Here is a 23509-nt window from a genome sequence, read left to right as displayed (position 1 = left end):
TCAATGCATGTCTTTTGTCATTGTAAGTATATTCTTTCCTGCTGAACGACTGTAAGTGACTTCCGTCATCAGTTGTTTGACAAGATAGATTCCGAGTCCGCCTATCGGGCGCTCTTCCAGCGAAAGTGTCAGATCCGGTTCCTGTCTTTCCAGCGGATTGAAATCCGTGCCGGTATCTGTTATGACGATTGTCAGCCGTTTGTTTTCGTAGCTCATATCGATGCGGATATCCTGATCCTTCTTATCCGGATAGGCGTACAGGATGACGTTCGTCACAGCTTCTTCAAGTGCCAGCTTGACCTGCATCAATTGTAGTTCTTCCAGTCCGTAAGTAACAGCTTGCCGGTCCAGAAACGCGTATAGACGGGTTAACTGCTCCAGTTCGTTTTTTATAATTAGCGTGTTTGTCATCTGCCGGAATAGGGACGCTTGTTATTCGATCGTGAGAATGGATGAGAACCCGGTGATGTTCAGTATATCCATGATGTCTTTCTGGATATTCTTTAACCGGAAAGTTCCCCCTTTGGCTTTCATCCCTTTTTGCAGCGTGAGGAGCAGGCGAAGGCCGGCACTACTGATGTAGGTCAGTTCCGCCCCGTTCAGAACGACTGCCTCTGCCTCTCCGTGCAGGATAGGCGCGATCTCTTTTTCAAGATCGACGGAGGTCAATGTATCCAATTCGCCGGAAAGACTGATGACTGTTTCTTTCCCGTTGTCTATTGTTATTTTCATATTTTTTGTTCTTAATTTTTCTGTCCAAGCAAAAGTAAAGATAATCCTTTATGTGACCAAGTTATTTGCAACGATTTATATCCTTCATCCGAATATTTCGTTTATCTTTGCCGGTGTAGTAATCAAAATAGTATTGGCTATGAAAAAAGTAACACATGATCAAATTGTGATTAATGAGAAGTTAGGCGACTTCTTTGTTGATATTGCAAAGCTTGTCTTTGTAGGTGTAGTGCTGAGTACGCTGTTGGATATGGCGGAAAGTAAAGGATTTGTATTGTTTATTGGAACTTGGTCGACGGTTGTATTAGGCGCTATGGGATTTATTATTTATGATAAAGCAAATTATTTAAAAAGAAGGAGGTAATAGTATGGAACCTGCAGTAATGTTATTTGGCGGTTTAGCCATATTTGGAACAATAGCTTGTATCGTTCTCTTGATCCAAAATCACAAATTGAAGAAAGAGTGTGAAGAAGAAGAAAACGAATAAAGCAAAAAGGCTGTCGAAACCGACAGCCCTTTTTAATTATCTTTTCTTTAATCTTCCTATCCACCGTCCGATTTCCCCGATCCAAAGAACCAGTGAAGTTGAACCGATGATGATTCCCCAGTCTTTTAAGGACAACGGAATGACGCTGAACATTTCGCCTCCGAAAGTAACAATCAGGTATTGTCCGATGATGATGAGCAGTGCGACCAGCAGGAAGCTCTTGCTCTCTTTCAGGTTGGCAAATGCCGAACGGCCTTCCATAAATGCTTTTGCGTTGAACATATTCCAGAATTGGAGCATCACGAAGAAGCTGAAGAACCAGGACAGGTCGTGCGGTGTCAGTCCGTCCTGTGCGTGGAAATAAAGCAGAATCCCCATCAGTACGATGACGAATGCCAGTCCGACACCGAATATATTGTAGGCCATCGGGCGGGTGATGATAAAGTCTCCATTCTTTCCGCTCCGACGAGGTTTGTCTTTCATGACCCGTTCGTTAGGCGGTAACGATGCCAATGCACCGGCCGCGAATGTATCCATGATCAGGTTCACCCAAAGCATCTGTGTGATGGTAAGCGGCGATTCGGTTCCGAGTAACGAGCCCAACAGTACGATCAGACAAGCTGCCACATTGATGGTCAGCTGGAACAACAGGAACTTCTGGATATTCCGGTATAAAGAACGTCCCCACATCACCGCACGGGTAATGCTGCTGAACGAGTTATCCAGGATGGTAATATCGCTTGCCTCTTTTGCGACAGATGTCCCGTCTCCCATAGACAAGCCCACTTGTGCCGCTTTCAGGGCAGGCGCGTCGTTGGTCCCGTCACCCGTTACGGCGACTACGGCCCCTTTCTGTTGCAGCAACTGCACGAGGCGCTGTTTGTCGGTGGGGCGGGCGCGGCACATGATTTTCAGGTCGAGTACCCGATCCAATGCCTCTTCGTCCGTCAAGGCTTCGAAGCCCGGTCCGGTGATCCAGTTACGTTCCGTATCTTCGGGCTTCCAGATACCGATCTGGCGTCCGATCTCTTTAGCCGTTCCCGGCGTGTCGCCGGTTACGATCTTAATGTCGATGCCTGCATCCAGACAGCTTTGTACGGCAGCCGGCACATCTGCGCGTACGGGGTCGGAGATGGCGACGATTCCCAAATAGGTGAGGTCTGTGTTATGCAACCGGCCGTCGGCGAAGAACGCCGCATCCTGTCCGTCCTCGAGTATCTGGTAGGCAAACCCCAACGTACGCATCGCCTGGTTCTGGTAGTCCAGTAATTGCTGTTCGATACCGGTCCGGCAAGCCTCGACTGTTTTATAGGTTCCGTCGATCGCCACCCGGTTGCTGTTAGCCAGCACAATTTCCGGTGCGCCTTTGACATACAATACCCGCTTGCCCAATAAAGGCGATTGTACGACTGTCGCCATATATTTCCGTTCGGTGGAGAAGGTCAACTGATCCAGCACCCGTGCGTTTTCCCTTATTTCCAGGTAATTCTGGTGCTGGCCGTTCAGCCATAACAGTAGGGCTGCTTCGGTCGGATTCCCCAATGTCTTTATTTTCTCGTCCGAGAAGTCGAGGTAAGCGGTCGAGTTGACCGATATGCCTTCCTTAATCAGATTACTCAGCTCGTCGTCCCCTAACTTCTGGTCTTTCAGGTTATAGAAATTCGTCTGGTACACCTGCATCTGGTTTTGGGTAAGCGTCCCTGTTTTATCGGTGCAGATAACAGTCGTTGCCCCCATTGTTTCGCAAGCATGCATCTTGCGGACCAGGTTGTTCGTTTTCAGCATACGGTTCATGCTGAGCGCCAGGCTGAGGGTCACACTCATCGGCAGTCCTTCCGGCACGGATACGACGATCAACGTAACTGCAACCATGAATATATTCAGGATATGGGCAATCAGGTCCATGACCGGCATTCCGGACGAAGCCAGCAACAGCTTTGTCAGCAGCGCTATAAATGTGATGGCCGCAATCGTATAACCCGCTTTGCTGATCACTTTCGCCAGTCCGGCCAGCTGGATCTGCAACGGCGTGTCGATATTGTTTTCTATCTGCGAGCCTTCATATACTTTTCCGTATCCGGTTTCATCGCCTACTTTTTCAACTTCCATTACGCCGTGCCCGTCTACGACAGTCGTTCCGCGCATCACAACATTGGAAGGATAGGTCGCCTCTTCGTCGAAGTCCGCTTCGTTTGTCGTCTTGCTGATAACCGGTTCGCCGGTCAGTGTCGATTCGTTAATTTGCAGGGAGATCGCTTCCAGCAGGTGTCCGTCGGCGGGTACTTCTTCGCCTGTTTCCAACACGACGATATCACCAACAACCACCTCTTTTCGCGGAACCTGGCAGATATTCCCTTCGCGAATGACCTTCACAAAGATATCGTCGTTGACTGTATTCAACACGTCAAAAGCCTTGTTCGCTTTCACTTCAAAAAAGAAACCGACGCAAGACGCCAGCATGATGGCAAAGAAAATACCGATCGGTTCGAGGAATGCCGTAAAGCCTTTCGCTTCCGGTCCCCAGCAATGAACGCCTGCTATAATCATCGACAGTAGCCAGGCTACCAGCAGAATCTTTATAATCGGGTCATTAAACTTTTCGATGAATTGGCTCCACAAGGAGGCTTTCTCCGGTGGGGTAAGGATGTTTTCGCCATGAAGGCGCCTGCTTTCTTCTACTTCTTGTTTGGTTAATCCTTGGTACTGATGTTTTTTCTCCATAAATTTATTAATCTGTTTCAGAAAATTGAGAGAGCAAATAAAGTAAAGTTAAGGGACATATACAAATACAAGGTGTTAATGTTTGTGTCGGCAGGTGACCGCTGCAGTATAGATTTCAAGCATGTTGAAATCGTTCATATCTGTCAAAAAATGAATCATTCTTCATAACAACGTCGTCACCTTCTCCGGTATATAGCTGGTGCGGATGCGCCATTCCTGCGGGTAAAGGTTATTGGCCCGGTTGCCGAGATGTTTGGCGAAGCCGAGGGGGAATCCTTTATAGCGAAGTAAAACGTAGCCTTTCTCTGTGTCATCGGGTAGGAGAAGGGCTTCTTTTTTCAGATACCGGATCGCGTTGTCCCAGTCCAGCTCGACCGAGGGAAAAGCGTCCGGATGCAGAGCGGTACTGAGCGCCAGCTCTTGGGCAGGGATGAAGTCTTTTCCTTTGGCTTCGCCGATGCAGATGCCGGCGGAGAGGATGCGCAGGTGTTCGCGGAGCAGCGGATAAACCTGCCGGACGGATTCGGGATGCATCCGGAGGAAATTGCCGTTCCATTCGGATGAAAACAGGTTGGCATCCGATAGATACGATTTGACAGCTTCGGGCGTGGCTGGTACGGTTTTCCCTTTCTCCTTTTTGTTTTTACTTTTGAACCGTATCTCTTCCGTTTCCCCTTCGGCTTTCCGGAGGACGGCCAGGAAGAAGCCTTCGCCTTTAGTCTTGTGTGGGAAAAAGCGGTAGACCGGGTGATCGTATTTGAGTGGGCCGGTCGTTTGCCATTCTTCTTTCACCGGAATGGACAGGGCTTCGGCGCCTAACTCCTCAATTATATAATGTATGTTTTCCTCGTCCTCTTCGGTATTGTAGGTACAGGTGCTGTAGACCAGCAGGCCGCCCGGTTTCAGGGCGTTCCAGATGTCATGGATGATACGGCGCTGGCGTCCGGCACAGAGTTCGACGTTGGCCACGCTCCATTCGCCTGTGCTGTCGGTGTCTTTGCGGAACATGCCCTCGCCTGAGCAGGGCACGTCGGTGACGATCACGTCGAACAGGTGTGTGAGACGGCCGATCTCCTCCGGATCGTTGTTGGTGACAATGCTGTTCGGGTTTCCCCATTTGGCGATGTTTTCAGCCAGGATGTTACTCCGGCTGCGGATCACTTCGTTGCTGACAAGCAGGCTTCCTTCCGGCAGCAGGCTGAGCAGGTGTGTCGATTTTCCACCCGGAGCGGCACACAGGTCGAGGCACCGGACCGGCGCTTTTACATAATTCCGTATCGCCTGTTCGAGGAACATGGAGGAGGCTTCCTGCACGTAGTAGGCACCAGCATGGAACAGCGGGTCGAATGTGAACGACAACCGTTCCGGCAGGTAATAGCCCGTTTCGCACCAGGCAACCCGGTTGTCCGGCGCTCCTGCTTGGGGAGCAGGTGTCCCTTTCTTCTCGTTTATACGGATACTGACGGGGACGTCGGCCCCTAACGCAGCCTCTAACCTGTCGAACTCATTTCCCAGTAATGCACGGGTACGTGTGATAAAATCTATAGGAAGTGCCATCTTATTCTGCTTGTTTGGCACAAAAGTACTATTTTTGTATCGAATAAAAAACGGTCATCGGTCCGGCATATCCGATTTATGAACTATGCAAGCATCTCTTTACCTCATACCGGTTACGCTTGGCGACGTTGAACACCGCCGGGTTCTTCCCGAATACAACCGCGAAGTGATCCTTTCCATCCGCCATTTTATTGTGGAGAATGTGCGTACGGCACGTCGTTTCCTGAAGAAGACGGAGCCGTCTATCGTGATAGACGACCTGACTTTTTACGAATTGAACAAGCATACCTCATCCGAAGATGTGGCCGGTTATCTGGCCCCTTTGGCAAAAGGTGAATCGGTCGGCGTGATTTCAGAGGCAGGGTGTCCGGCTGTTGCCGATCCGGGTGCGGATGTTGTGGCGATTGCACAACGGAAGGGCTACAAAGTGGTCCCGTTAGTGGGACCGTCTTCCATCCTGATGTCGGTTATGGGTTCCGGCTTTAACGGCCAGAGCTTCGCTTTTCACGGCTATCTGCCGATCGACGCTTCGGAACGGACCAACACGATCAAGAAGCTGGAAGGCCGCATCTATTCGGAGAACCAGACGCAGTTGTTCATCGAAACGCCTTACCGCAACAACAAGCTGGCGGAAGAGCTGATTCGTACTTGTCGCCCGTCCACTAAACTTTGTATTGCTTCGAACATCACCTGTGAGGATGAATATATCCACACGCGTCCGGTAAAGGAATGGGCCGGTAAAGTGCCCGATCTGAGTAAGAAACCGACAATCTTCTTAATCTATAAATAAATGGCAGCTTATCAGGCACACGAAACAGCGGTTATCGACCCCGGATGCACGATCGGCGATAATACCCGTATCTGGCATTTCTCGCATATCATGTCCGGTTGTACGATCGGACAGGACTGTAACATCGGACAGAATGTAGTGATCTCGCCGGAAGTGGTTCTCGGGAATAACGTGAAAGTCCAGAATAACGTATCCGTTTATACCGGAGTGACGTGTGAAGACGATGTCTTTTTAGGTCCCAGTTGCGTATTCACCAATGTGATCAATCCCCGTAGTGCCGTCGTTCGCAAGAACCAATATCAGAAAACCCATATCGGCAAAGGGGCAACTGTCGGAGCGAATGCAACTATCGTTTGCGGCCATACTATCGGTGAATATGCTATGATCGGCGCAGGGGCCGTTGTGACCAAAGATATTTCCCCTTATGCCTTGGTTGTCGGTAATCCGTCCGTTCAGATCGGCTGGGTAAGCGAATACGGCCACCGCCTCGATTTCAACGAAAAAGGTATTGCCGTATGTCCCGAAAGCGGGCAGCAATACCTATTACATCATAACAATGTCGTAAAACGTATCTTATAGGGGCGGGGGTCGCTCGCCCTTAACAGCTGTGATGATAATCAATCTCCATTAAGCCATCTTTTCCCTTTTGGCGTGAGTAAAAAGATAAGGAATGCACCTCCAAAAATAATAATCGTACTACATAAATAGATAAAAGTCATAATTTACTCCTTTCCTTTTATAAATAAGATAAAACTAATACAAGCCAATAACGTAACCGCAATAGTTCCAAGAACAAAAATAAAGAATTTATTGACATCAAGGCTCATGATGTTTACTAAAATAACACCGGCGAAGACTAACTTAGATAAATCGAGGCCATATTTACTGATTTCTAAATAGATTGCTTTTAATAGTCTTCGATTCTTTCTTAGCGAAGTCTTTTTAGTGTAATAAACTTGTTTTGCAGGTATTTTGCTCATAGTTAATTATTTTGATTGTTAATAATGCCCCAAAGATATAAAAAAGGCGGACAAGTTAATCATCCGCCTCCTCTTTTATTTTTTAGCAAGCCTTGAAGCTTATATCCAGTCCCTTGACGGAGTGGGTCAGTGCTCCGACCGAGATATAGTCCACACCGCATTCTGCATAGTCGCGAAGTGTGGCAAAGGTGATACCGCCGGAAGATTCCAGCTCGTAACGGCCGGCAACTATTTCGACAGCTTTCTTCGTATTCTCGATATTGAAGTTGTCCAGCATGATGCGGTCGATGCCGCCGACACGCATGGCTTCCTGCAATTCGTCGAAGTTACGGACTTCGATTTCGATCTTCAGATCCTTGTTCTTCTCTTTCAGATATTGATGACAACGTGTGATCGCCGCTTCGATGCCTCCGGCAAAATCCACATGGTTATCTTTCAGCAGAATCATGTCGAACAAACCGATACGATGATTTACGCCGCCGCCGATTTTAACCGCTTCCTTTTCGATCATGCGCAGGCCCGGAGTCGTTTTACGCGTATCCAACACGCGTGTTTTCGTGCCTTCCAGCGCTTTTACGTATTTGCGCGTAGTCGTTGCGATACCGCTCATACGCTGCATCACGTTCAGCATCAGGCGTTCGGTCTGCAAGAGAGACTGCACTTTTCCTTCTACGACGAAAGCGATATCGCCCTTTTTCACTTCAGTCCCGTCCTGTATAAACGTTGTCATCTTCAAGTCCGGATCGAAAGCCCGGAAGATGCGTTCGGCCATTTCGACACCGGCCAGTACGCCGTCTTCTTTTACGATCAGCTGGCTTTTACCCATTTCCGTTGCCGGGATACAACACAGCGTTGTATGGTCGCCATCACCTATATCTTCTGCAAATGCCAGGCGGATTAGTTCCGCAATCAGTTGTTCTTTTGTTTCTTTTAAGTTCATATCCTTTATTATTCTATTCTGACAGATTGTATAATCGCTTTGTCTCCTTCCGCCCGGTAGGTCACGTTTACACGGTATTCACCGGATGCGGTAGGCAGTTTGCCGACAAAGAAACCATTCTCTTTTTTATCAGCATGATGCACGACTGTGAATCCTGTCGGTTTATGACTTCCGAAGAAGGCATTCAGCATTGAAACAGCATCGTTTGCGTTGCACTTTTTGGACGAACCCGGTAGGGCCATGTCGACTTCCTTGTCCATTGATCCGCTGAGCGACGAGGCGTTGCCTCCCTTGAAAGCATTCGAAATCGGAGCGATATCGGCAGCCATCACACTCAGAACCGAGAGAACCAATGCCAACGTAAGAAATAATCGTTTCATAAGCTATCTCCTCTTTTTATGAGTACTATCATGCAAAGGTATGTATTTTTTCCTGTAATTTAGCGCCTTCAATCTCTAAAATGTAAACGAATGAAAATTGCGCTAATTGTGATAGGTAAGACGGATGCCGGCTATTTTGTAGAAGCGATCAATGAATATAAGAATCGTCTGGTCCATTATATCCCCTTTGAACTGGAAGTGATTCCCGACATCAAGAACGTCAAGAACCTGTCTGAACCGCAGCAGAAAGAGAAGGAGGGAGAACTGATACTGAAGGCGTTGCAGCCCGGAGATTATTTGGTTTTGTTGGATGAAAAAGGAAAAGAGTTTACATCTATGCAGTTTTCCGTATATCTCGAAAAGAAGATGCATACTGTTCCGAAGCGGTTGGTCTTTGTCGTCGGTGGCCCGTATGGTTTCAGTGAGGCTGTTTACAAAGCATCTGCCGAGAAAATATCATTGAGTAAAATGACCTTTTCCCACCAGATGATTCGTTTGATTTTTGTCGAACAGATTTATCGGGCGATGACGATCCTAAATAATGAACCGTACCATCATGAATAATGTATCAATGTGCAAATATGCCAATGTGCCAATGAAAACAGCAATCGTTTGTATCATCATTGGCACATTGGCACATTAAATAATTGCCACATTATTATTCCCTTGTCTTTTGTAGCAACAGATAATCCAGTAATGTCATAGCAGTCATCGATTCGACGATAGGCACTGCACGTGGCAAGACGCACGGGTCATGGCGGCCACGAGCCTTTAATATCGTATCTTCGCCATCCATATTAACCGTTTCCTGTTCCATCAGGATCGTGGCAACCGATTTGAAGGCGACGCGGAAGTAAATATCCTGTCCGTTCGAGATGCCTCCCTGGATTCCACCGGAATGGTTGGTGCGGGTGTTGATATGCCCGTTGTCGTTAAAGAAACGGTCGTTTCGTTCCGATCCCCGGTATAAGGCGGCATCGAAACCGTCGCCATACTCAAAACCTTTTACGGCATTGATCGTCAGCATGGCATGTCCTAACGCTGCATGCAGTTTTCCGAAAACCGGTTCGCCCAGCCCTACGGGAACCCCTTTGGCTACACATGTGATGACACCGCCGATCGTATCGCCTTTGGATTTGACTTCTGCTATCAGTGCTTCCATTTCGGCCGCTGTTGCCGCATCGGGACATCGTACGGCCGTATCTTCCACCTTGCCGAGATCATAGTCCATATAAGAACCTTCCAACTTGATATTTCCCACCTGGGAAGTATAAGCCTGAATGCTGATCCCTTTCTGGCGGAGCGCTAACTTGGCGATTGCACCGGCAACACAACGCGCGATTGTCTCGCGTGCCGACGAACGTCCGCCGCCCCGGGGGTCACGGATCCCGTATTTTGTCTGATAGGTATAATCGGCATGTGAAGGGCGGTAGACGCTCTTCATATTGTCGTAGTCCGACGAATGCTGATTCTTGTTCCAGATGATAAAGCCGATCGGAGTACCAGTCGTCTTCCCTTCATAAATGCCGGAAAGAAACTGTACTTCGTCGTCTTCCTTACGTGGAGTTGTGATTTTGGACTGTCCCGGCTTACGGCGGTTCAGTTCGCTTTGGATAAAAGCCGTGTCCAGCTCGATCCCGGCCGGGCATCCGTCAATCACGCCTCCGATTCCGGGACCGTGCGATTCTCCGAAAGAGGTCAGTCTGTATATGTTTCCGAACGTATTCACCTTATATTAGTGGCAACCGCCGCATCCACATCCACCATCATGATTGTGGTCTCCACAATCGCTTCCGCAATCGTCGCATCCGCAACCGCATCCTCCTGCCGGAGCAGAAAGAGCTGCTATTTCTTCGGCTGTCGGTTCGTGTACGTCGATAACATCACCGCTGAAATGCAGTGTTTCGCCTGCCAACGGATGATTGAAGTCCATTACGACTACATCGTCTTTCACTTCTAAAACAGAACCGTTCATGCGGTTACCGTTTGAATCCATCATCGGAACCGTGTTGCCTTCTTTGATCATTTCCGAGTCGAACTTGCCGTCCACTTCGAAAATATTCTTCGGCAGGTCCAAAACGTGTTCCTCCACATACTCGCCGTATGCATCAGCCGGAGCTATAGAGAAGTTAAATTTGTTGCCTACTTCCAGGTCTTTCAGAGCGTCTTCAAAAGCGGGGAGCATAGCGCCTGTGCCGAAGATAAATTTCAGAGGCATTTCGGCTGTTGCTCTTTCCATCAATTCGCGTTCTTCGCCTTCGCCTACGTTCAGGTCGTAAGTAACTGCAACGAACTTATTTGCTGTAATTTTCATTATAAAATTGTTTTTGTGATAAATAAAACGATGACAAATTTACGCATAATTTCCGATTTTGCGTTCTTAATCTTTGAAAAATAAAGATATGTAATGTTTTGAGATAGAATTAAGATAGAATATAGTTATCTTTGCCGCCTCAAACGTTGTTATATAGGTGTTGTCTAATTAAAGTGTTTACTTATGTTTGGTAATAGAATTTACAGTAAAGTACTGTATCTTTTTTTCATTTGCTTAGTCGCTAAATTCTTCTTTTTTGATTTCCTGTGGTGCCTGCAGACGACCTTTGTCTCTTGCTCAAGGATTGAAACCTATCTGGATGCTGTATTGGTGACATTGGTTTTATTATTGCCTCTTGTCTGTTTCCGGGCGGTTAAGACGACGCTTGCTATTTTCGTACTGGTCGATTTGTTATTGGTTACCAACCTGATGTATTTCCGGACTTATTTTACGGCTATCCCTTTAAGCAGCTATATGTTGGCCGGGAATCTGAAAGATTTCACAGCAAGTGTCTGTGATGCTTCGCGGTGGATGGATTTGTTTTTCCCTCTTTCCACTCTGTTTGCCGGATTTGTATGGTGGAAATATGGCCGGAATGAAAGTGCGGAAGTTCCGGGAAGTCGGTTCCCGCTGCGTTATTTCCTCCTGATTCTGGTTACCGGCCTGCTCTCGTTCGGGTTGATCGAAATGAAGAGGGGATATAAAGCAGCTTTCGAATCCCTTCAAAATGCCAATATGCATACTTGCGGGACTCCTATGTACACTGTTTTCGGTTCGCTTTATTATGATTATTTACGCGAACAGGTGGTGTACACGCCCGAAATAGAGAAGCATATCAATACCTGGTTGGCGGATAAACCGGCCTGGAAACCGTTACCGGTTAAGATCGAGGTACGCGATAATTGTATTTTGATTTTAGCCGAATCTCTGGAAAGTTGGGTGTTGGAAAAGACGGTGGAAGGCAATGAAATAACCCCCTATCTGAATAAATTGTTGAAAGACTCGACCACGCTATATGCGCCTTATGTCCTGACACAGGTAAAAGGAGGCCGTTCGATCGATGCGCAGCTGCTGTTCGATACGGGGCTGTTACCGATTGCGAACGGTGCCTATAGCACTAAGTTTCCCTCTTCTTATTACCCTTCTGTCGTTAAGGCGTTTAAAGAAAAATATCCGGGAGCACGGGCATACGGGATGACGGTTGATAAAAGGATTGTCTGGAACCAGAATATTGTCGCTCCGATGTTTGGCTATGACCAACTGTTGGATAAACAAAGTTTTATCCTTGATGAGCGTGTCGGGCCTCATAAAAAATTAGGAGATGTCTCTTTCTTCCGCCAGTGTGCTGATAAGATAGAAGATGGGGTGGTATGGAACAAAGATGGACATACGTTCCTGCAATGTGTGACCTATTCCGGTCACAACCCGTTTATTCTGCCGAAAGAATTAAAAAATATATTTTTTTCCGCTGAGATCCCTCAGCGGATGAATGATTATATGACGATGGCGAACTACACGGACAGGGCAATCGGTCTTTTTATCGAGCGTTTAAAACAGTCGGGGATATTGAATAATACGATGGTTGTCGTAACCGGTGACCACGAAGGCCTTGCCGATGCACGGAGTATGCTTTGTGATACGAAAGCGGGGAAAGGCCTTGTTTCGGATCAGCAGTTTACTCCTTTGATTATAATAAACTCACCGGTAGGCATGCGCTATGAAAAAGTGATGGGGCAGGTTGATATTTATCCGACACTGCTGTCCCTTCTCGGGCTGGATAATTATGCCTGGAAAGGATTGGGCCGCAGCATTCTGGACCCCGACAAAAAGGCTTTTGCCATTGATCCGAATTACAAAGTGGTAGGAGATGCGGGGGATGTTTCGGATGAGGAACTCCGGTTTGCCAAAGATGCATGGACCGTTTCGGACATGATCATCCGTTGTGATTATCTGGGGAGAATGAATGAGGGCAGTTCTTCTGTGAATCAGAAATGAACCGCCCTTCATATAAATTTTATTTCTTATTGACCGCTTTCTTCAACGCTTCCAGAGCCGTTTTCAGGACTGAACGCGGGCAACCGATGTTCAGGCGCATAAAACCTTCGCCGCCGGGCCCGAACATACTTCCGTCGTTCAGCAACAGGCCGGCTTTTTCCTCGAAGAGGCTGACCAGCTCCGGCTGGCTCAGTTTCAAGTCGCGGCAATCCAGCCAGATAAGGAAAGATGCTTGCGGAGGATATGCTTTTATTTTCGGCAGGTTGGCTTTCAGGTAATCATCCACGAAACGTACATTTTCCGTTATGTACATCCGCATCTGCTGTAACCATTCCGCTCCGTAAGTATAGGCTGCTTCCGTTGCCGTATAAGCGAAGATTGTTCCGTCGCCGAACTCGCCGGCTTCCATAAAGGAGTAGAACTGCTCCCGTATCCCGGCATTGGGAACGATCGAATAGGAGGTTACGATCCCGGCAATATTGAAAGTCTTGCTCGGTGCCATAAAGGTGATGCTGCAATTGGCTGCCGCTTCGGAAACCGTTGCAAACGGATGGTGCGTATATTGCGGATAGGCCATCTCTGCATGGATCTCATCCGAAATAACCAAAATATGATGCTTCGCGCAGATCTCAGCCAACCGGACCAGCATATCCTTTTTCCAGACGATGCCGCCCGGATTATGAGGATTGCAAAGGATCAAGACTTTGCACCGATCGTCGATCACCGATTCCAGGTTGTCGAAATCCATTTCATAGACGCCATCCACCATTTTCAGCGGGTTGTACACCACTTCGCGGTGCATACTTTCCGGAACGATACGGAACGGATGGTAAACCGGTGGCTGGATAATCACTTTGTCGCCCGGTTGGGTGAAACACTGAAGGACGAAACCGATTCCCTTTACAATGCCGGGAATGTAGCTGAGCCATTCACGCTGTATTTTCCAGTTATGTTTATAATGCACCCATTCGATAATACTATTATAGTAAGAGTCCGATCCGTATGTATATCCGAAGATCTCGTGTTCGCAACGTTTCCTGATAGCATCGACTATAAAGTCCGGTGTCCGGAAATCCATATCGGCAACCCAAAGGGGAACCAAGTTCTCATTGCCGAATCGTTCCTTTAAGGTATCAAACTTGATGCAATTGGTGCCCCGGCGTTCGATGACCTCGTCAAAGTTGTACTGTTTCATTTGTTTATTATTTCAGTCTGCGGGGGGCAAATATACAAATTATCTCTTTGTACCTATATGTTCGATTCCGGAAATAGTTGTTATAGCTGAAACTTATATCCGATTGCCAAAGTTGCGTTCCGGTTTCTCAACTGTTTATAAAGCCCGGCCTGCTCGAATCCTTTCCACATGTCTTTTAATCCTAAGTCATAGTTGAAAGACAGGCTGATTTGTCCGATCTCGGCATTCAGTCCGAAACGCAATCCGCTATCGAAGCGGTTGAAGGCATAAGCGAGCTTTCTTTCCGATTCAGTAGTATAATAGTAATGCGACTTAAAAGGATTGGACCATTCCGTTACGTTCATAGACTCATTGGGATTATATCCTGTGGCGCTTTTTTCAAACTCACCCGTACCGTTGACTCCCCAGGCAAAATATGCACCGACAGAAGGTGTCAGATGGATATTGGATGCTACCGGTATTCGATAACCGACCTGTAAGGGAATTTCTATATATCCTAATCTGGCAAGCAGTTCGTATCCGAGTTTGTCTGCACAAATCGTATTTGCACCTTTCATTGTATGAAAGACTCCGGTAGACAGATTGATCCGGTTTTTAAAAGCATAATCCACCGTCAATCCCCCATGAGATCCAATCTGCGTATGATTGGTTACGATATTCACACTCGACAGGTCGATACCGGCCTCTGCACCTAAGCGCCATTGTGCCTTTGCTGGAAAAAAACAAATACAGAACAGTGCTGCAATCAACAATTTTGTAACTTTCATGACTTTAAAATATTAATGTTATATATTGTAAGACTTGAATTTCTTGAATCCCCCTATTTATGGCAGCATGAAAAATCTTAAGGATGTTATTATGTGCGAAACACGGGATTACATTCGGATTACTATTATTCAAATGAAAAGAGATTATCCAATGCATCCCGTGTTAAGGTAAACCGGAGACTTTTGTAAATTATTTTCTTATATTATCTGCTATAAACATTTTGATGGAGGGGGCAAATGTCAGCAACACCTTTAATACAATTTTGTGGTGTTATGTACTTTCCTTTATAATAATTGTAGCCAACACCTTCAGGTCCAGTTCCTCTTGTTTCTGCTTTGAAATGTATGCAATCAGGAGCTTTTAAAGGATCTGACATATTACGGACAGAAAAATTCATTAAGTTTTTTGTGTAAAATCCCATTTTACCTTCTCCTAATGAGACTTTAGCTGGAGCATCAATGGTTATTGTTCCATAAGATTTTACGTATCCATTAGGATATGTTTCGGTTGGTATGCCATTAAATATACCTTTTATTTGTGATACTGAATATTCTGTTGAATAATGCTTCCATCCTGTAGGACGTTTCTTTTTGCCATCAACCTTTATTTGGAATTGTACCATTATTTGATTAGAGCCATGACTATCTTCAAATGCTGTATTCTTGATTAAATAACACTCGGCATAAGCTCGCTTAGTATTGTCACTTTTTGTATAGCTGAACAGATCGAAGTTGATTTGTTCACTTCTTTCTTTTGATGAAATCGGATTTAAATAAGCTATTCTCTGGATTGATTTTGAATTATCAGTCGTTGCTAAAGTTATGTATTTACTATCAACAATGTTCTTGATACCATTTATATAAAAGATTCCATTTTTATTGATGATGTTTTGATAGGCCCTTGATTGGATAGTGGAATATACAAGGCTATCTTCAGTCATATATACAAATTGTTTATTTTGCTTTAAGAGTTCAGTGACTTTTGAAGGTGCGTCGTCCATTGCGGTGTAAATGGCTTCAATGATGTTATCCGTATAAGTACGGTATGATTCGAACTGGTTTAATGTTTCCCAGTTTCTAAACTCTTTCTCCGATAATTTTGCTAAAGAATCAGATATCTCAAAATAATCTTTTGTGGATCTGAAGTTTAATGCACCATCATTTTCTACATGATAGGGTACATCTAATGAAATAGAGGGAGATATGCCTATGTTAGCAGATGTTCCTTCTATTACCTCTGCTTGTTCACATGATACTAATGCCAATGTACTTGTGCAAAGCAATAAAATAATGTTTTTACTTTTCATGATTTTGTTTATTAAATTAATAATTAGAGAGATTTCCAGATGCTATATTATTTCCGTCTGTGATATATATTACATCACCTTGTTTTACTTTTTCATTCAAAGCAATGATAGTAGAAGATGTGCTGTTTGTATCAACAGACTGTTTGTATATCACGTTTCCTGTAGAATTTGTTACGATTACTTCTACTGTTCCTATATAGGAAGAGAATTCTAACAATAAAGAGTCGTTGTTATCTTCTACCCAAACTTGGATAGGTAATTTTACAATGATAGATTTGTACTGTTCTCGCCATACTCCTGATAGCGGTACCTTTTTTTTAGCGAAACTTGGTAATGTAACAAGTAGTGCTAAAACTATACAACTTAATTTGTTTTTTGACATAATGGATTGTTTAAAATTTTGATGAGGCAAAAGTAGTGGGTTTCATAGCCCTAACAAATGATTTGGTTCAAATAGGTATGGACAGAGAGTCTTTTTCTTGTGTGGTTTTTTTATTTGGTATTCAGATAGTTATATGGAGTATGGCATGGACAATGATATGTTTTATCAAGACAGGGGTGCTATGTAATTTGCTAAAAATTAAAGCGTTGTGAGAAATGTATAAATACTCTTGTCAGAATTGGTCAAATTAAGCTTTTGACGGGTTCTAAGTCTGCGTTTGCTGACAGAATCCGGATTTATGTCTAATAAGATTGCTTCTTCTTTAACGTCAAGTTGTAAAAAACTAAGACTACATATTTCGATTTCTTTTTCCGTCAAATTGAATGGATTTTTCTCTATAAAAAGAGCGACATTGGGATAGAGGATGTTGATAAGAGCAGTCAGGCTGTTCCAATCTTTGGTTGTTAATGTTTGTTCTTTATAGGGTGTGACATTTTTACAAAGTTTCTTTATTCGCTTTGTGATTAACGCAGCTTGAAATATAGAACTTCTAAGAACGTTCAATTCTATTTTTGTTCTCTCTACTTCTATTAGAATATCTTTTGTGTCTTCAAGCCTTGAGTTTTTTTGTTGTATTTCTAATTCTAACTCCCTTAGTTTGATTTGTTTTTGCTCTAATGCGGTTTGTTGGTCATTTATCTTTTGAAGCCTGTTTTTGTCTCTTGTTTGATAAATTAGATAGACAATTAGAGCAATGATAATTGAAATAGAAAAGAGAATAATATATAAATATTTAGTGAGAAGAAGTTCTTTGTTCTGTTTAAACAAAATAGTTAGATTATGTCGTTTCTCAGCATCTATGATGTCAACTTGCATCTCTTTGTTATATAAAGAATCCTTTACCTCAATGTATTGTTCTAAATAATTCAATGCTTTATCAGTCTCATTAGCATCTTTTTCGATTAAATATCCCATATATAGACAGTCAATAGGCGTATCTTGATTAGATGTAGGACTATTAGCTTTTCTTAGATAGTATCGTGCAGAATCTAGCATATCATTGTTATAATATAAAGAACTTAATGCTAAATAATTGGGTGCATTGTCTGTTGTGTCTATTGATTTTAGATAACATTGCATAGCTTTATCTCTCTCTCCTAGTGCTTCATATATAATACCTAAGTTATTTGTTATTTCATTTATTTCGGTTATGTTGCCGATCTTTGAAATAATGGAGTCAGCTTTTAATACATAGTTTAAGGCTATAGAATCGGAGCTTTCCATATAATAGGTTTTAGCAATATCTCTCAACGCAAACGCATAACTTCTCATATTTCCAGCCTTTTTAAAATAGCCCGCTGCTTCTTCTGTCTTTCGTCGTTTTTCGGTTCTTTGTCCCATATAGGTATATAAATCTCCCATATAGCTACAAATATATCCCGCTACATTATATATATGCCCATCCAATGCTGTTTTCAACGCATCCGAATAAGCGTTAGTCGCCGGTACGAAAAGTTTATCTTCTGCATACGAGCGACCTAAATACAGGCCGATCCAAGCTTGCTGTTCGGCAGTTCCGTGTTTTGTGTACCATTGCAGGGCGCGTGTAAGTTGTTCCACATAAGGCATATCCTCATGTAGTTTGTCTGCTGTTTTTCCTTGTAACATACACCAGCGGGCAAAAAGCTTGTCATTTAAATTATCAGGAGTTTGTATGCTGTCCAAGAGCATACGGGTACTGTCTGCCTGCGTTTCGATAAATAATTCAGCTTGGTCAAGCAATTGGCGGGCTGTTTGATCGTTCTGGCAGGAGAAAAAGGTTGACAAAAATATAAATAATAGTATGTTCCTCATCTTTATATGTTGATTTTGCAAATGTAGCTGATTTTTGTATGATGTACAAATTTGTGCCATTAACAAACCCGCGATCGCGATCAGGTGAATATGTTAAACTATACAATAACCCCCCTTTTCGGCGGTTTTTCTATTTCACCTGAAAAGTTGATCCGTTTTGGATTGACTATTTGTACGGGATTGGACCTTATTTCTGACAACGGGAGAAATGAGGTGCCGTGACCGTTTCCAAAAGCATTCTTTTTGATTGCCGAATGCCGGATAAGCCGACAAAGTGGAAAACCTTAACTCCCGGAGAATCGAATATTTGAAAATAAAACGGACGGCGTTCCAAATATCGCAAGGAAATTTAGGGCCTTTTTTGCCCTAAAGACGGTCCTCTTTTTAATTATGACCGTCCAAATCGCCATTACGACCGTGCTAATCTTCGCGAGGTGCCGAGTGCACTACACATTAGCACGGTCGTAATGGCAAAGAGGACGGTCGTAATTGTTGAAAACACTCAAAAAAGAGGAAAAAGTCTCTTTTTGAGGTCAAAAAAGTGGATTAACATTTGTTTTGTTTTGGATGTCTTTCTGATTAAAAAAATACGTTTTATACAATAAGCCCCCCGGGGATAGTTGAAAGTTAAGAGTTGAAAATTGAAAATTAGAAGGTTTATCTGTTACTTTTGGCTTGACCCAAAAGTAACCAAAAAGTCAAGGCTTAACCGTCCGGGCTACTCCGGGTAAAGGCTACGCTGTCGCCTGCGAAACTCGTTTCGCTCAGACAGCGCAGGCTCCTGTCGCTTCGCTTTTACCCTCCGCTTTACGCCCGTCCGCTTAGGCCTTTCTCTTGGGATGGCCGATACTGCCTGTTTCTTTGCGGCCCCGTGTCAAGCACGGGGACAAGGATAGAGCCAACTTGTTCCCGCACTCGATGCGGGATCGCATAGGAACTGTCGGTCTCACAATCCTCAATAGAGCCGTCAGGCTCTATCTCCGGCCTAAGCTGGTGAGCGTAAAGCGCAGAGACCGCAGTGAGCGCTCGGAGCGTCTGCTGTTTGAGCGAAGCGAGTTTCAGACGCGACAGCGAACGGAGGGAACGGAGTAGCGAAGCAGGTTCGGCCTTGATCTTTTGGTTACTTTTGGATCAAGCCAAAAGTAACAGATAAATCATCATTCACAGTTCATTCTTGTCAAAAACAACTATACAAGTTTGATTCAAGCAGAGATTTCTCCTTTATGATAATAAATAATGAGCCAGTCTTCCTTTTTTATTGAGAAATGTAAGATAAAGTGATATTTTTCTTTTAAATTCTTTGGTGGTACGAATTATTGTTCTACATTTGCAGCGTCAAACAAAAAATAAAGACATAAGAAAAGATGATGAACAATGTATTGCATATTATTCTCGTGGTGGTCCTTCTAGTCATTAGCAGGTAAGGAGAAAGGTGTGCAAGAAGTCGTGAAGTCGTATAAAGATATTTCTTAAGCCTTTCTCCATATAGAGAAGGGCTTTTTTAATGTATAAAAATAACGTAAACAAACAATATGATGAAGAATCCGTTAAGAAGTTCATACAGCACTGAGGGCAGACGCATGGCCGGAGCCCGTGCCTTGTGGCGCGCCAACGGCCTGAAAGAAGAGCAGTTCGGCAAACCGATTATAGCCATTGTGAATTCATTTACCCAGTTTGTACCCGGACATGTGCATCTGCACGAGATCGGGCAACAGGTAAAAGCGGAGATCGAAAAGTTGGGTTGCTTTGCAGCCGAGTTCAATACGATTGCCATCGATGACGGTATCGCGATGGGGCACGACGGGATGCTTTACTCGCTCCCTTCCCGCGACATCATTGCGGACAGCGTTGAATATATGGTAAACGCGCATAAGGCCGATGCGATGGTTTGTATCAGCAATTGCGACAAGATCACGCCGGGTATGCTGATGGCATCCATGCGGCTTAATATCCCGACCATCTTTGTTTCCGGCGGTCCGATGGAGGCCGGTGAGTTGGATAACCGCCACCTCGACTTGATCGATGCCATGATTGAATCGGCCGATACGTCGGTGAGCGACGAACGGATCGCACAGGTCGAACGGAACGCCTGCCCCGGATGCGGTTGCTGCTCCGGTATGTTTACGGCAAACTCGATGAATTGCCTGAACGAGGCGATCGGTCTGGCGCTTCCGGGTAACGGGACGATTGTCGCTACGCATGCTAACCGTACACAGCTGTTCCGCGATGCAGCCAAACAGATTGTGGAAAATGCTTATAAATATTACCGCGATGGTGACGACTCGGTTCTTCCCCGCAGTATCGCTACCCGTCAGGCTTTCCTGAACGCCATGTCGCTGGATATCGCCATGGGCGGATCGACCAATACGGTACTTCACCTGCTGGCTGTTGCCCAGGAAGCGGAAGCCGATTTCACGATGGACGACATCGATATGCTGTCACGCAAGACTCCCTGCCTTTGCAAAGTCGCTCCCAATACACATACCTATCATGTTCAGGATGTAAACCGTGCCGGTGGTATTATGGGGATTATGAATGAGTTGCTGAAGGGCGGATTGGTAGACGGCGGTGTGAAACGTGTGGATGGCATGACACTGGCCGAGGCTGTAGACAAATTCGCAATCACTTCGCCGAACGTAACGGATGAGGCAATCAAGAAATATAAGAGCGCCCCGGCCCATCGTTTCAGTATTCAGATGGGATCGCAGGAAACTTACTATAAAGAACTGGATACCGATCGTGCCGGAGGATGTATCCGCGACGTGGAACATGCTTACTCCAAAGATGGCGGCCTGGCTGTCCTGAAAGGAAATATCGCGTTGGATGGTTGCGTGGTCAAGACCGCCGGAGTGGACGAGAGTATCTGGAAATTTGCCGGCCCTGCCAAAGTTTTCGATTCGCAGGATGCCGCTTGTGAGGGTATTCTGGGTGGAAAAGTTGTTTCGGGCGATGTGGTCGTGATCACGCACGAAGGACCGAAAGGCGGTCCGGGCATGCAGGAAATGCTTTATCCTACCTCTTATATAAAGAGCCGCCATCTTGGTAAGGAATGCGCCCTGATAACGGACGGACGTTTCAGTGGCGGCACATCCGGCCTTTCTATCGGCCATGTGTCTCCCGAAGCGGCAGCCGGCGGAGCAATCGGCCTGGTAAAGGATGGCGATATTATCGAGATCGATATACCGGAACGTACCATTAATGTGAAGGTCTGCGATGCGGAATTGGCAGAACGCCGCAAGGCGGAAGAAGCCCGCGGAACGAAAGCCTTTACGCCTCCTTACCGCCAACGAGTCGTCTCGAAAGCCTTAAAGGCTTACGGCAAGATGGTTTCATCGGCCGACAAAGGGGGAGTAAGAATTGTAGAAGATTAAACATCAGACTAAAATAGAGAGATATGGAGAAACAAAAGATAACCGGTTCGGAAGCTTTGCTGAAGACACTGATCGCTGAAGGAGTAGACACTATCTTCGGTTATCCGGGAGGGCAGGCAATTCCTATTTACGACAGCTTGTATGATTACAGAGATCAGTTGAAACACGTCCTGGTCCGCCATGAACAGGGAGCGACGCATGCCGCCCAGGGATATGCACGCGTATCCGGCAAAGTGGGAGTGACCTTGGTTACTTCCGGTCCCGGCGCAACCAATACCATTACCGGTATTGCCGATGCTTTGATGGACAGTACGCCTATGGTAGTCATAGCCGGACAGGTGCCTTCTCCGCTGCTCGGAACGGATGCTTTCCAGGAAGTCGATGTGATCGGTATTGCCCAGCCAATAACGAAGTGGGCTTATCAGATCCGTCGGCCGGAAGAGATCGCCTGGGCTGTCTCGCGTGCCTTTTATATCGCTTCTACCGGCCGTCCGGGACCTGTTGTCCTTGACCTGGCAAAAGATGCGCAAGTCGGTTTGGTCGATTACGAATATAAGAAGGTGGACTTTGTCCGCAGCTATCAGCCGGAACCGGAGATCAACCGGGATCGGATTAAGACGGCTGCCGCTCTGATCAACAGTGCAAAGAAACCGTTCTGCCTGGTCGGGCAAGGTGTCTTGCTGGGAGGGGCTGAAGAAGAACTGAAAGCATTCCTGCTGAAAAACGATATACCGGCCGGTTCGACTGTTCTGGGCTTGTCGGCTATGCCTTCCGATTTTCCTTTAAATAAAGGTATGCTGGGTATGCATGGAAATGTAGGACCGAACCGGAAGACGAACGAATGTGATGTCCTGATCGCCATCGGAATGCGCTTCGACGACCGTGTGACGGGCGACCTGAATACGTATGCCAAGCAGGCCAAGATCATCCATCTGGATATCGATAACTCTGAAATCGGCAAGAATGTTCCGGTAGACGTGAAAGTGCTGGGTAATGCCAAACACACGATCCCGATGATTACGGAACTGCTGGAAGAACGGAAGCGTCCGGAGTGGAATGCCGAATTTGAGCCGGATGCCCGGGAAGAATACGAGAAGGTGATTGAAAAAGAACTGTCTCCGGCCAGTGGCCAGCTGAAGATGGGCGAAGTGGTCCGCAAAGTATCCGAGGCGACAGGCAACGATGCCATCCTGGTGACGGATGTAGGCCAGAACCAGATGATGGGTGTCCGTTACTTTAAATATAAACAAACCCGCAGTGTGGTTACATCCGGCGGTCTCGGCACGATGGGCTTCGGCCTTCCGGCAGCTATGGGAGCCAAGTTTGGCGCACCCGACCGTACGGTCTGCTTCTTTACCGGCGACGGAGGTATGCAGATGACGATCCAGGAGTTAGGAACCATCATGCAGGAAAAACTCGATGTAAAGATTATCATCCTGAATAATAATTTCCTCGGTATGGTACGCCAGTGGCAGGAACTGTTCTTCCACGAACGCTATTCCAACACGACGATGGAGAATCCCGACTTCGTGGCAATTGCCAAGGCTTACGGCATCGCCAGTCGGGCGGTCGACAAGCGGGAAGAACTGGACGAAGCCATTGCCGAGATGCTCGCGCACGACGGCGCATATGTGTTGGTAGCCAATGTGGAGACATGCGGTATGGTATTACCGATGGTGCCTGCCGGAGCAAGCGTAACAAACATGATATTAGGAGATAAGTAAGGAGGCGAAGCT

The 23509-nt window shown here is 45.8% G+C and carries 21 protein-coding genes; 7 read left to right on the top strand and 14 right to left on the bottom strand.

Translation table 11 applies throughout. The annotated features are described in order from the left end of the window. Together DWU89_RS13475 and DWU89_RS13470 are read right to left on the bottom strand one after the other, a co-directional pair. Window positions 1-411: an ATP-binding protein gene (locus DWU89_RS13475; RefSeq protein ID WP_115500148.1), complete on the bottom strand. Its 411-nt coding sequence runs from the start codon at window positions 409-411 to the stop codon at window positions 1-3. A 21-nt stretch (window positions 412-432) separates the two neighbouring features. Beyond that, window positions 433-732: an STAS domain-containing protein gene (locus DWU89_RS13470; RefSeq protein WP_115500147.1), complete on the bottom strand. Its 300-nt coding sequence runs from the start codon at window positions 730-732 to the stop codon at window positions 433-435. 139 nt (window positions 733-871) lie between these two features. Here DWU89_RS13470 and DWU89_RS13465 point away from each other — a divergent pair, with 139 nt between their 5' ends. Further along, window positions 872-1096 carry a DUF6722 family protein gene (locus DWU89_RS13465; protein WP_115500161.1) on the top strand — a complete coding sequence of 75 codons (225 nt, stop codon included), beginning with the start codon at window positions 872-874 and terminating at the stop codon, window positions 1094-1096. 160 nt (window positions 1097-1256) lie between these two features. Here DWU89_RS13465 and DWU89_RS13460 read toward each other — a convergent pair whose 3' ends face one another. Together DWU89_RS13460 and DWU89_RS13455 are read right to left on the bottom strand one after the other, a co-directional pair. Continuing rightward, complete coding sequence (locus tag DWU89_RS13460) at window positions 1257-3941, bottom strand: calcium-translocating P-type ATPase, PMCA-type (protein WP_115500146.1); 2685 nt, start codon at window positions 3939-3941, stop codon at window positions 1257-1259. 162 nt (window positions 3942-4103) lie between these two features. After that, window positions 4104-5498: a methyltransferase RsmF C-terminal domain-like protein gene (locus DWU89_RS13455; protein WP_115500145.1), complete on the bottom strand. Its 1395-nt coding sequence runs from the start codon at window positions 5496-5498 to the stop codon at window positions 4104-4106. 85 nt (window positions 5499-5583) lie between these two features. Between DWU89_RS13455 and DWU89_RS13450 the strand changes: the two genes are divergently transcribed. Further along, on the top strand, window positions 5584-6288 hold the full coding sequence (locus DWU89_RS13450) for an SAM-dependent methyltransferase (protein ID WP_115500144.1): 705 nt from the start codon (window positions 5584-5586) through the stop codon (window positions 6286-6288). Then, window positions 6289-6867, top strand: coding sequence for an acyltransferase (locus tag DWU89_RS13445; protein WP_115500143.1), 579 nt, complete (start codon window positions 6289-6291; stop codon window positions 6865-6867). 143 nt (window positions 6868-7010) lie between these two features. Here DWU89_RS13445 and DWU89_RS13440 read toward each other — a convergent pair whose 3' ends face one another. The 3 genes from DWU89_RS13440 to DWU89_RS13430 form a co-directional block, all read right to left on the bottom strand. Then, a complete protein-coding gene (locus tag DWU89_RS13440; protein WP_222940356.1) occupies window positions 7011-7268 on the bottom strand; it encodes a DUF6722 family protein in 258 nt (85 codons plus the stop codon). 82 nt (window positions 7269-7350) lie between these two features. Continuing rightward, on the bottom strand, window positions 7351-8208 hold the full coding sequence (gene nadC, locus DWU89_RS13435) for a carboxylating nicotinate-nucleotide diphosphorylase (protein ID WP_115500142.1): 858 nt from the start codon (window positions 8206-8208) through the stop codon (window positions 7351-7353). Window positions 8209-8216: 8 nt separating this feature from the next. Further along, window positions 8217-8588 carry a DUF4783 domain-containing protein gene (locus DWU89_RS13430; protein ID WP_115500141.1) on the bottom strand — a complete coding sequence of 124 codons (372 nt, stop codon included), beginning with the start codon at window positions 8586-8588 and terminating at the stop codon, window positions 8217-8219. Window positions 8589-8678: 90 nt separating this feature from the next. Here DWU89_RS13430 and rlmH point away from each other — a divergent pair, with 90 nt between their 5' ends. Continuing rightward, window positions 8679-9152 carry a 23S rRNA (pseudouridine(1915)-N(3))-methyltransferase RlmH gene (gene rlmH / locus DWU89_RS13425; protein WP_115500140.1) on the top strand — a complete coding sequence of 158 codons (474 nt, stop codon included), beginning with the start codon at window positions 8679-8681 and terminating at the stop codon, window positions 9150-9152. 94 nt (window positions 9153-9246) lie between these two features. Here rlmH and aroC read toward each other — a convergent pair whose 3' ends face one another. Both aroC and DWU89_RS13415 read right to left on the bottom strand, forming a co-directional pair. Beyond that, window positions 9247-10317 (bottom strand): chorismate synthase, encoded by a 1071-nt coding sequence (gene aroC, locus DWU89_RS13420; protein ID WP_115500139.1) that lies wholly within the window; start codon window positions 10315-10317, stop codon window positions 9247-9249. 6 nt (window positions 10318-10323) lie between these two features. Beyond that, on the bottom strand, window positions 10324-10902 hold the full coding sequence (locus DWU89_RS13415) for an FKBP-type peptidyl-prolyl cis-trans isomerase (RefSeq protein WP_115500138.1): 579 nt from the start codon (window positions 10900-10902) through the stop codon (window positions 10324-10326). Between the two features lie 183 nt (window positions 10903-11085). Here DWU89_RS13415 and DWU89_RS13410 point away from each other — a divergent pair, with 183 nt between their 5' ends. Continuing rightward, window positions 11086-12897, top strand: coding sequence for an LTA synthase family protein (locus tag DWU89_RS13410; protein WP_115500137.1), 1812 nt, complete (start codon window positions 11086-11088; stop codon window positions 12895-12897). 19 nt (window positions 12898-12916) lie between these two features. On the opposite strand, the gene DWU89_RS13405 is transcribed toward DWU89_RS13410, so the two are convergent. The 5 genes from DWU89_RS13405 to DWU89_RS13385 all read right to left on the bottom strand — a co-directional run bounded on the left by DWU89_RS13405 (window position 12917) and on the right by DWU89_RS13385 (window position 18402). Then, window positions 12917-14092 carry a MalY/PatB family protein gene (locus DWU89_RS13405; RefSeq protein ID WP_115500136.1) on the bottom strand — a complete coding sequence of 392 codons (1176 nt, stop codon included), beginning with the start codon at window positions 14090-14092 and terminating at the stop codon, window positions 12917-12919. Window positions 14093-14172: 80 nt separating this feature from the next. Then, window positions 14173-14859: an outer membrane beta-barrel protein gene (locus DWU89_RS13400; protein WP_115500135.1), complete on the bottom strand. Its 687-nt coding sequence runs from the start codon at window positions 14857-14859 to the stop codon at window positions 14173-14175. A gap of 203 nt (window positions 14860-15062) precedes the next feature. Beyond that, entirely contained in the window at window positions 15063-16166 is a 1104-nt protein-coding gene (locus DWU89_RS13395) for a hypothetical protein (RefSeq protein WP_115500134.1), read from the bottom strand. A gap of 16 nt (window positions 16167-16182) precedes the next feature. Then, a complete protein-coding gene (locus DWU89_RS13390; protein WP_222940355.1) occupies window positions 16183-16548 on the bottom strand; it encodes a DUF3244 domain-containing protein in 366 nt (121 codons plus the stop codon). 198 nt (window positions 16549-16746) lie between these two features. After that, window positions 16747-18402, bottom strand: a complete 1656-nt coding sequence (locus DWU89_RS13385; RefSeq protein WP_115500133.1) for a helix-turn-helix domain-containing protein — start codon at window positions 18400-18402, stop codon at window positions 16747-16749. Between the two features lie 1535 nt (window positions 18403-19937). Between DWU89_RS13385 and ilvD the strand changes: the two genes are divergently transcribed. Both ilvD and ilvB read left to right on the top strand, forming a co-directional pair. Beyond that, complete coding sequence (gene ilvD / locus DWU89_RS13380; protein ID WP_115500158.1) at window positions 19938-21773, top strand: dihydroxy-acid dehydratase; 1836 nt, start codon at window positions 19938-19940, stop codon at window positions 21771-21773. Between the two features lie 23 nt (window positions 21774-21796). Further along, window positions 21797-23497 carry a biosynthetic-type acetolactate synthase large subunit gene (gene ilvB, locus DWU89_RS13375; RefSeq protein ID WP_115500132.1) on the top strand — a complete coding sequence of 567 codons (1701 nt, stop codon included), beginning with the start codon at window positions 21797-21799 and terminating at the stop codon, window positions 23495-23497. The last annotated feature ends 12 nt before the right edge of the window (window positions 23498-23509 follow it).

This window comes from Parabacteroides acidifaciens, from assembly GCF_003363715.1.
Taxonomy (GTDB): Bacteria; Bacteroidota; Bacteroidia; order Bacteroidales; family Tannerellaceae; genus Parabacteroides; species Parabacteroides acidifaciens.
This window is presented reverse-complemented; position numbering and strand designations above follow the sequence as displayed.

Excerpts from the sequence above, each read along its gene's own strand:
- DWU89_RS13440 (WP_222940356.1), bottom strand. The coding sequence starts at position 7,268 with ATGAGCAAAATACCTGCAAAACAAGTTTATTACACTAAAAAGACTTCG.
- DWU89_RS13385 (WP_115500133.1), bottom strand. The coding sequence starts at position 18,402 with ATGAGGAACATACTATTATTTATATTTTTGTCAACCTTTTTCTCCTGC.
- ilvD (WP_115500158.1), top strand. The coding sequence starts at position 19,938 with ATGAAGAATCCGTTAAGAAGTTCATACAGCACTGAGGGCAGACGCATG.
- DWU89_RS13410 (WP_115500137.1), top strand. The coding sequence starts at position 11,086 with ATGTTTGGTAATAGAATTTACAGTAAAGTACTGTATCTTTTTTTCATT.
- DWU89_RS13400 (WP_115500135.1), bottom strand. The coding sequence starts at position 14,859 with ATGAAAGTTACAAAATTGTTGATTGCAGCACTGTTCTGTATTTGTTTT.
- DWU89_RS13430 (WP_115500141.1), bottom strand. The coding sequence starts at position 8,588 with ATGAAACGATTATTTCTTACGTTGGCATTGGTTCTCTCGGTTCTGAGT.
- DWU89_RS13395 (WP_115500134.1), bottom strand. The coding sequence starts at position 16,166 with ATGAAAAGTAAAAACATTATTTTATTGCTTTGCACAAGTACATTGGCA.
- DWU89_RS13470 (WP_115500147.1), bottom strand. The coding sequence starts at position 732 with ATGAAAATAACAATAGACAACGGGAAAGAAACAGTCATCAGTCTTTCC.
- DWU89_RS13475 (WP_115500148.1), bottom strand. The coding sequence starts at position 411 with ATGACAAACACGCTAATTATAAAAAACGAACTGGAGCAGTTAACCCGT.
- nadC (WP_115500142.1), bottom strand. The coding sequence starts at position 8,208 with ATGAACTTAAAAGAAACAAAAGAACAACTGATTGCGGAACTAATCCGC.
- DWU89_RS13450 (WP_115500144.1), top strand. The coding sequence starts at position 5,584 with ATGCAAGCATCTCTTTACCTCATACCGGTTACGCTTGGCGACGTTGAA.
- DWU89_RS13445 (WP_115500143.1), top strand. The coding sequence starts at position 6,289 with ATGGCAGCTTATCAGGCACACGAAACAGCGGTTATCGACCCCGGATGC.
- DWU89_RS13460 (WP_115500146.1), bottom strand. The coding sequence starts at position 3,941 with ATGGAGAAAAAACATCAGTACCAAGGATTAACCAAACAAGAAGTAGAA.
- DWU89_RS13455 (WP_115500145.1), bottom strand. The coding sequence starts at position 5,498 with ATGGCACTTCCTATAGATTTTATCACACGTACCCGTGCATTACTGGGA.
- ilvB (WP_115500132.1), top strand. The coding sequence starts at position 21,797 with ATGGAGAAACAAAAGATAACCGGTTCGGAAGCTTTGCTGAAGACACTG.
- DWU89_RS13415 (WP_115500138.1), bottom strand. The coding sequence starts at position 10,902 with ATGAAAATTACAGCAAATAAGTTCGTTGCAGTTACTTACGACCTGAAC.
- DWU89_RS13465 (WP_115500161.1), top strand. The coding sequence starts at position 872 with ATGAAAAAAGTAACACATGATCAAATTGTGATTAATGAGAAGTTAGGC.
- rlmH (WP_115500140.1), top strand. The coding sequence starts at position 8,679 with ATGAAAATTGCGCTAATTGTGATAGGTAAGACGGATGCCGGCTATTTT.
- DWU89_RS13405 (WP_115500136.1), bottom strand. The coding sequence starts at position 14,092 with ATGAAACAGTACAACTTTGACGAGGTCATCGAACGCCGGGGCACCAAT.
- DWU89_RS13390 (WP_222940355.1), bottom strand. The coding sequence starts at position 16,548 with ATGTCAAAAAACAAATTAAGTTGTATAGTTTTAGCACTACTTGTTACA.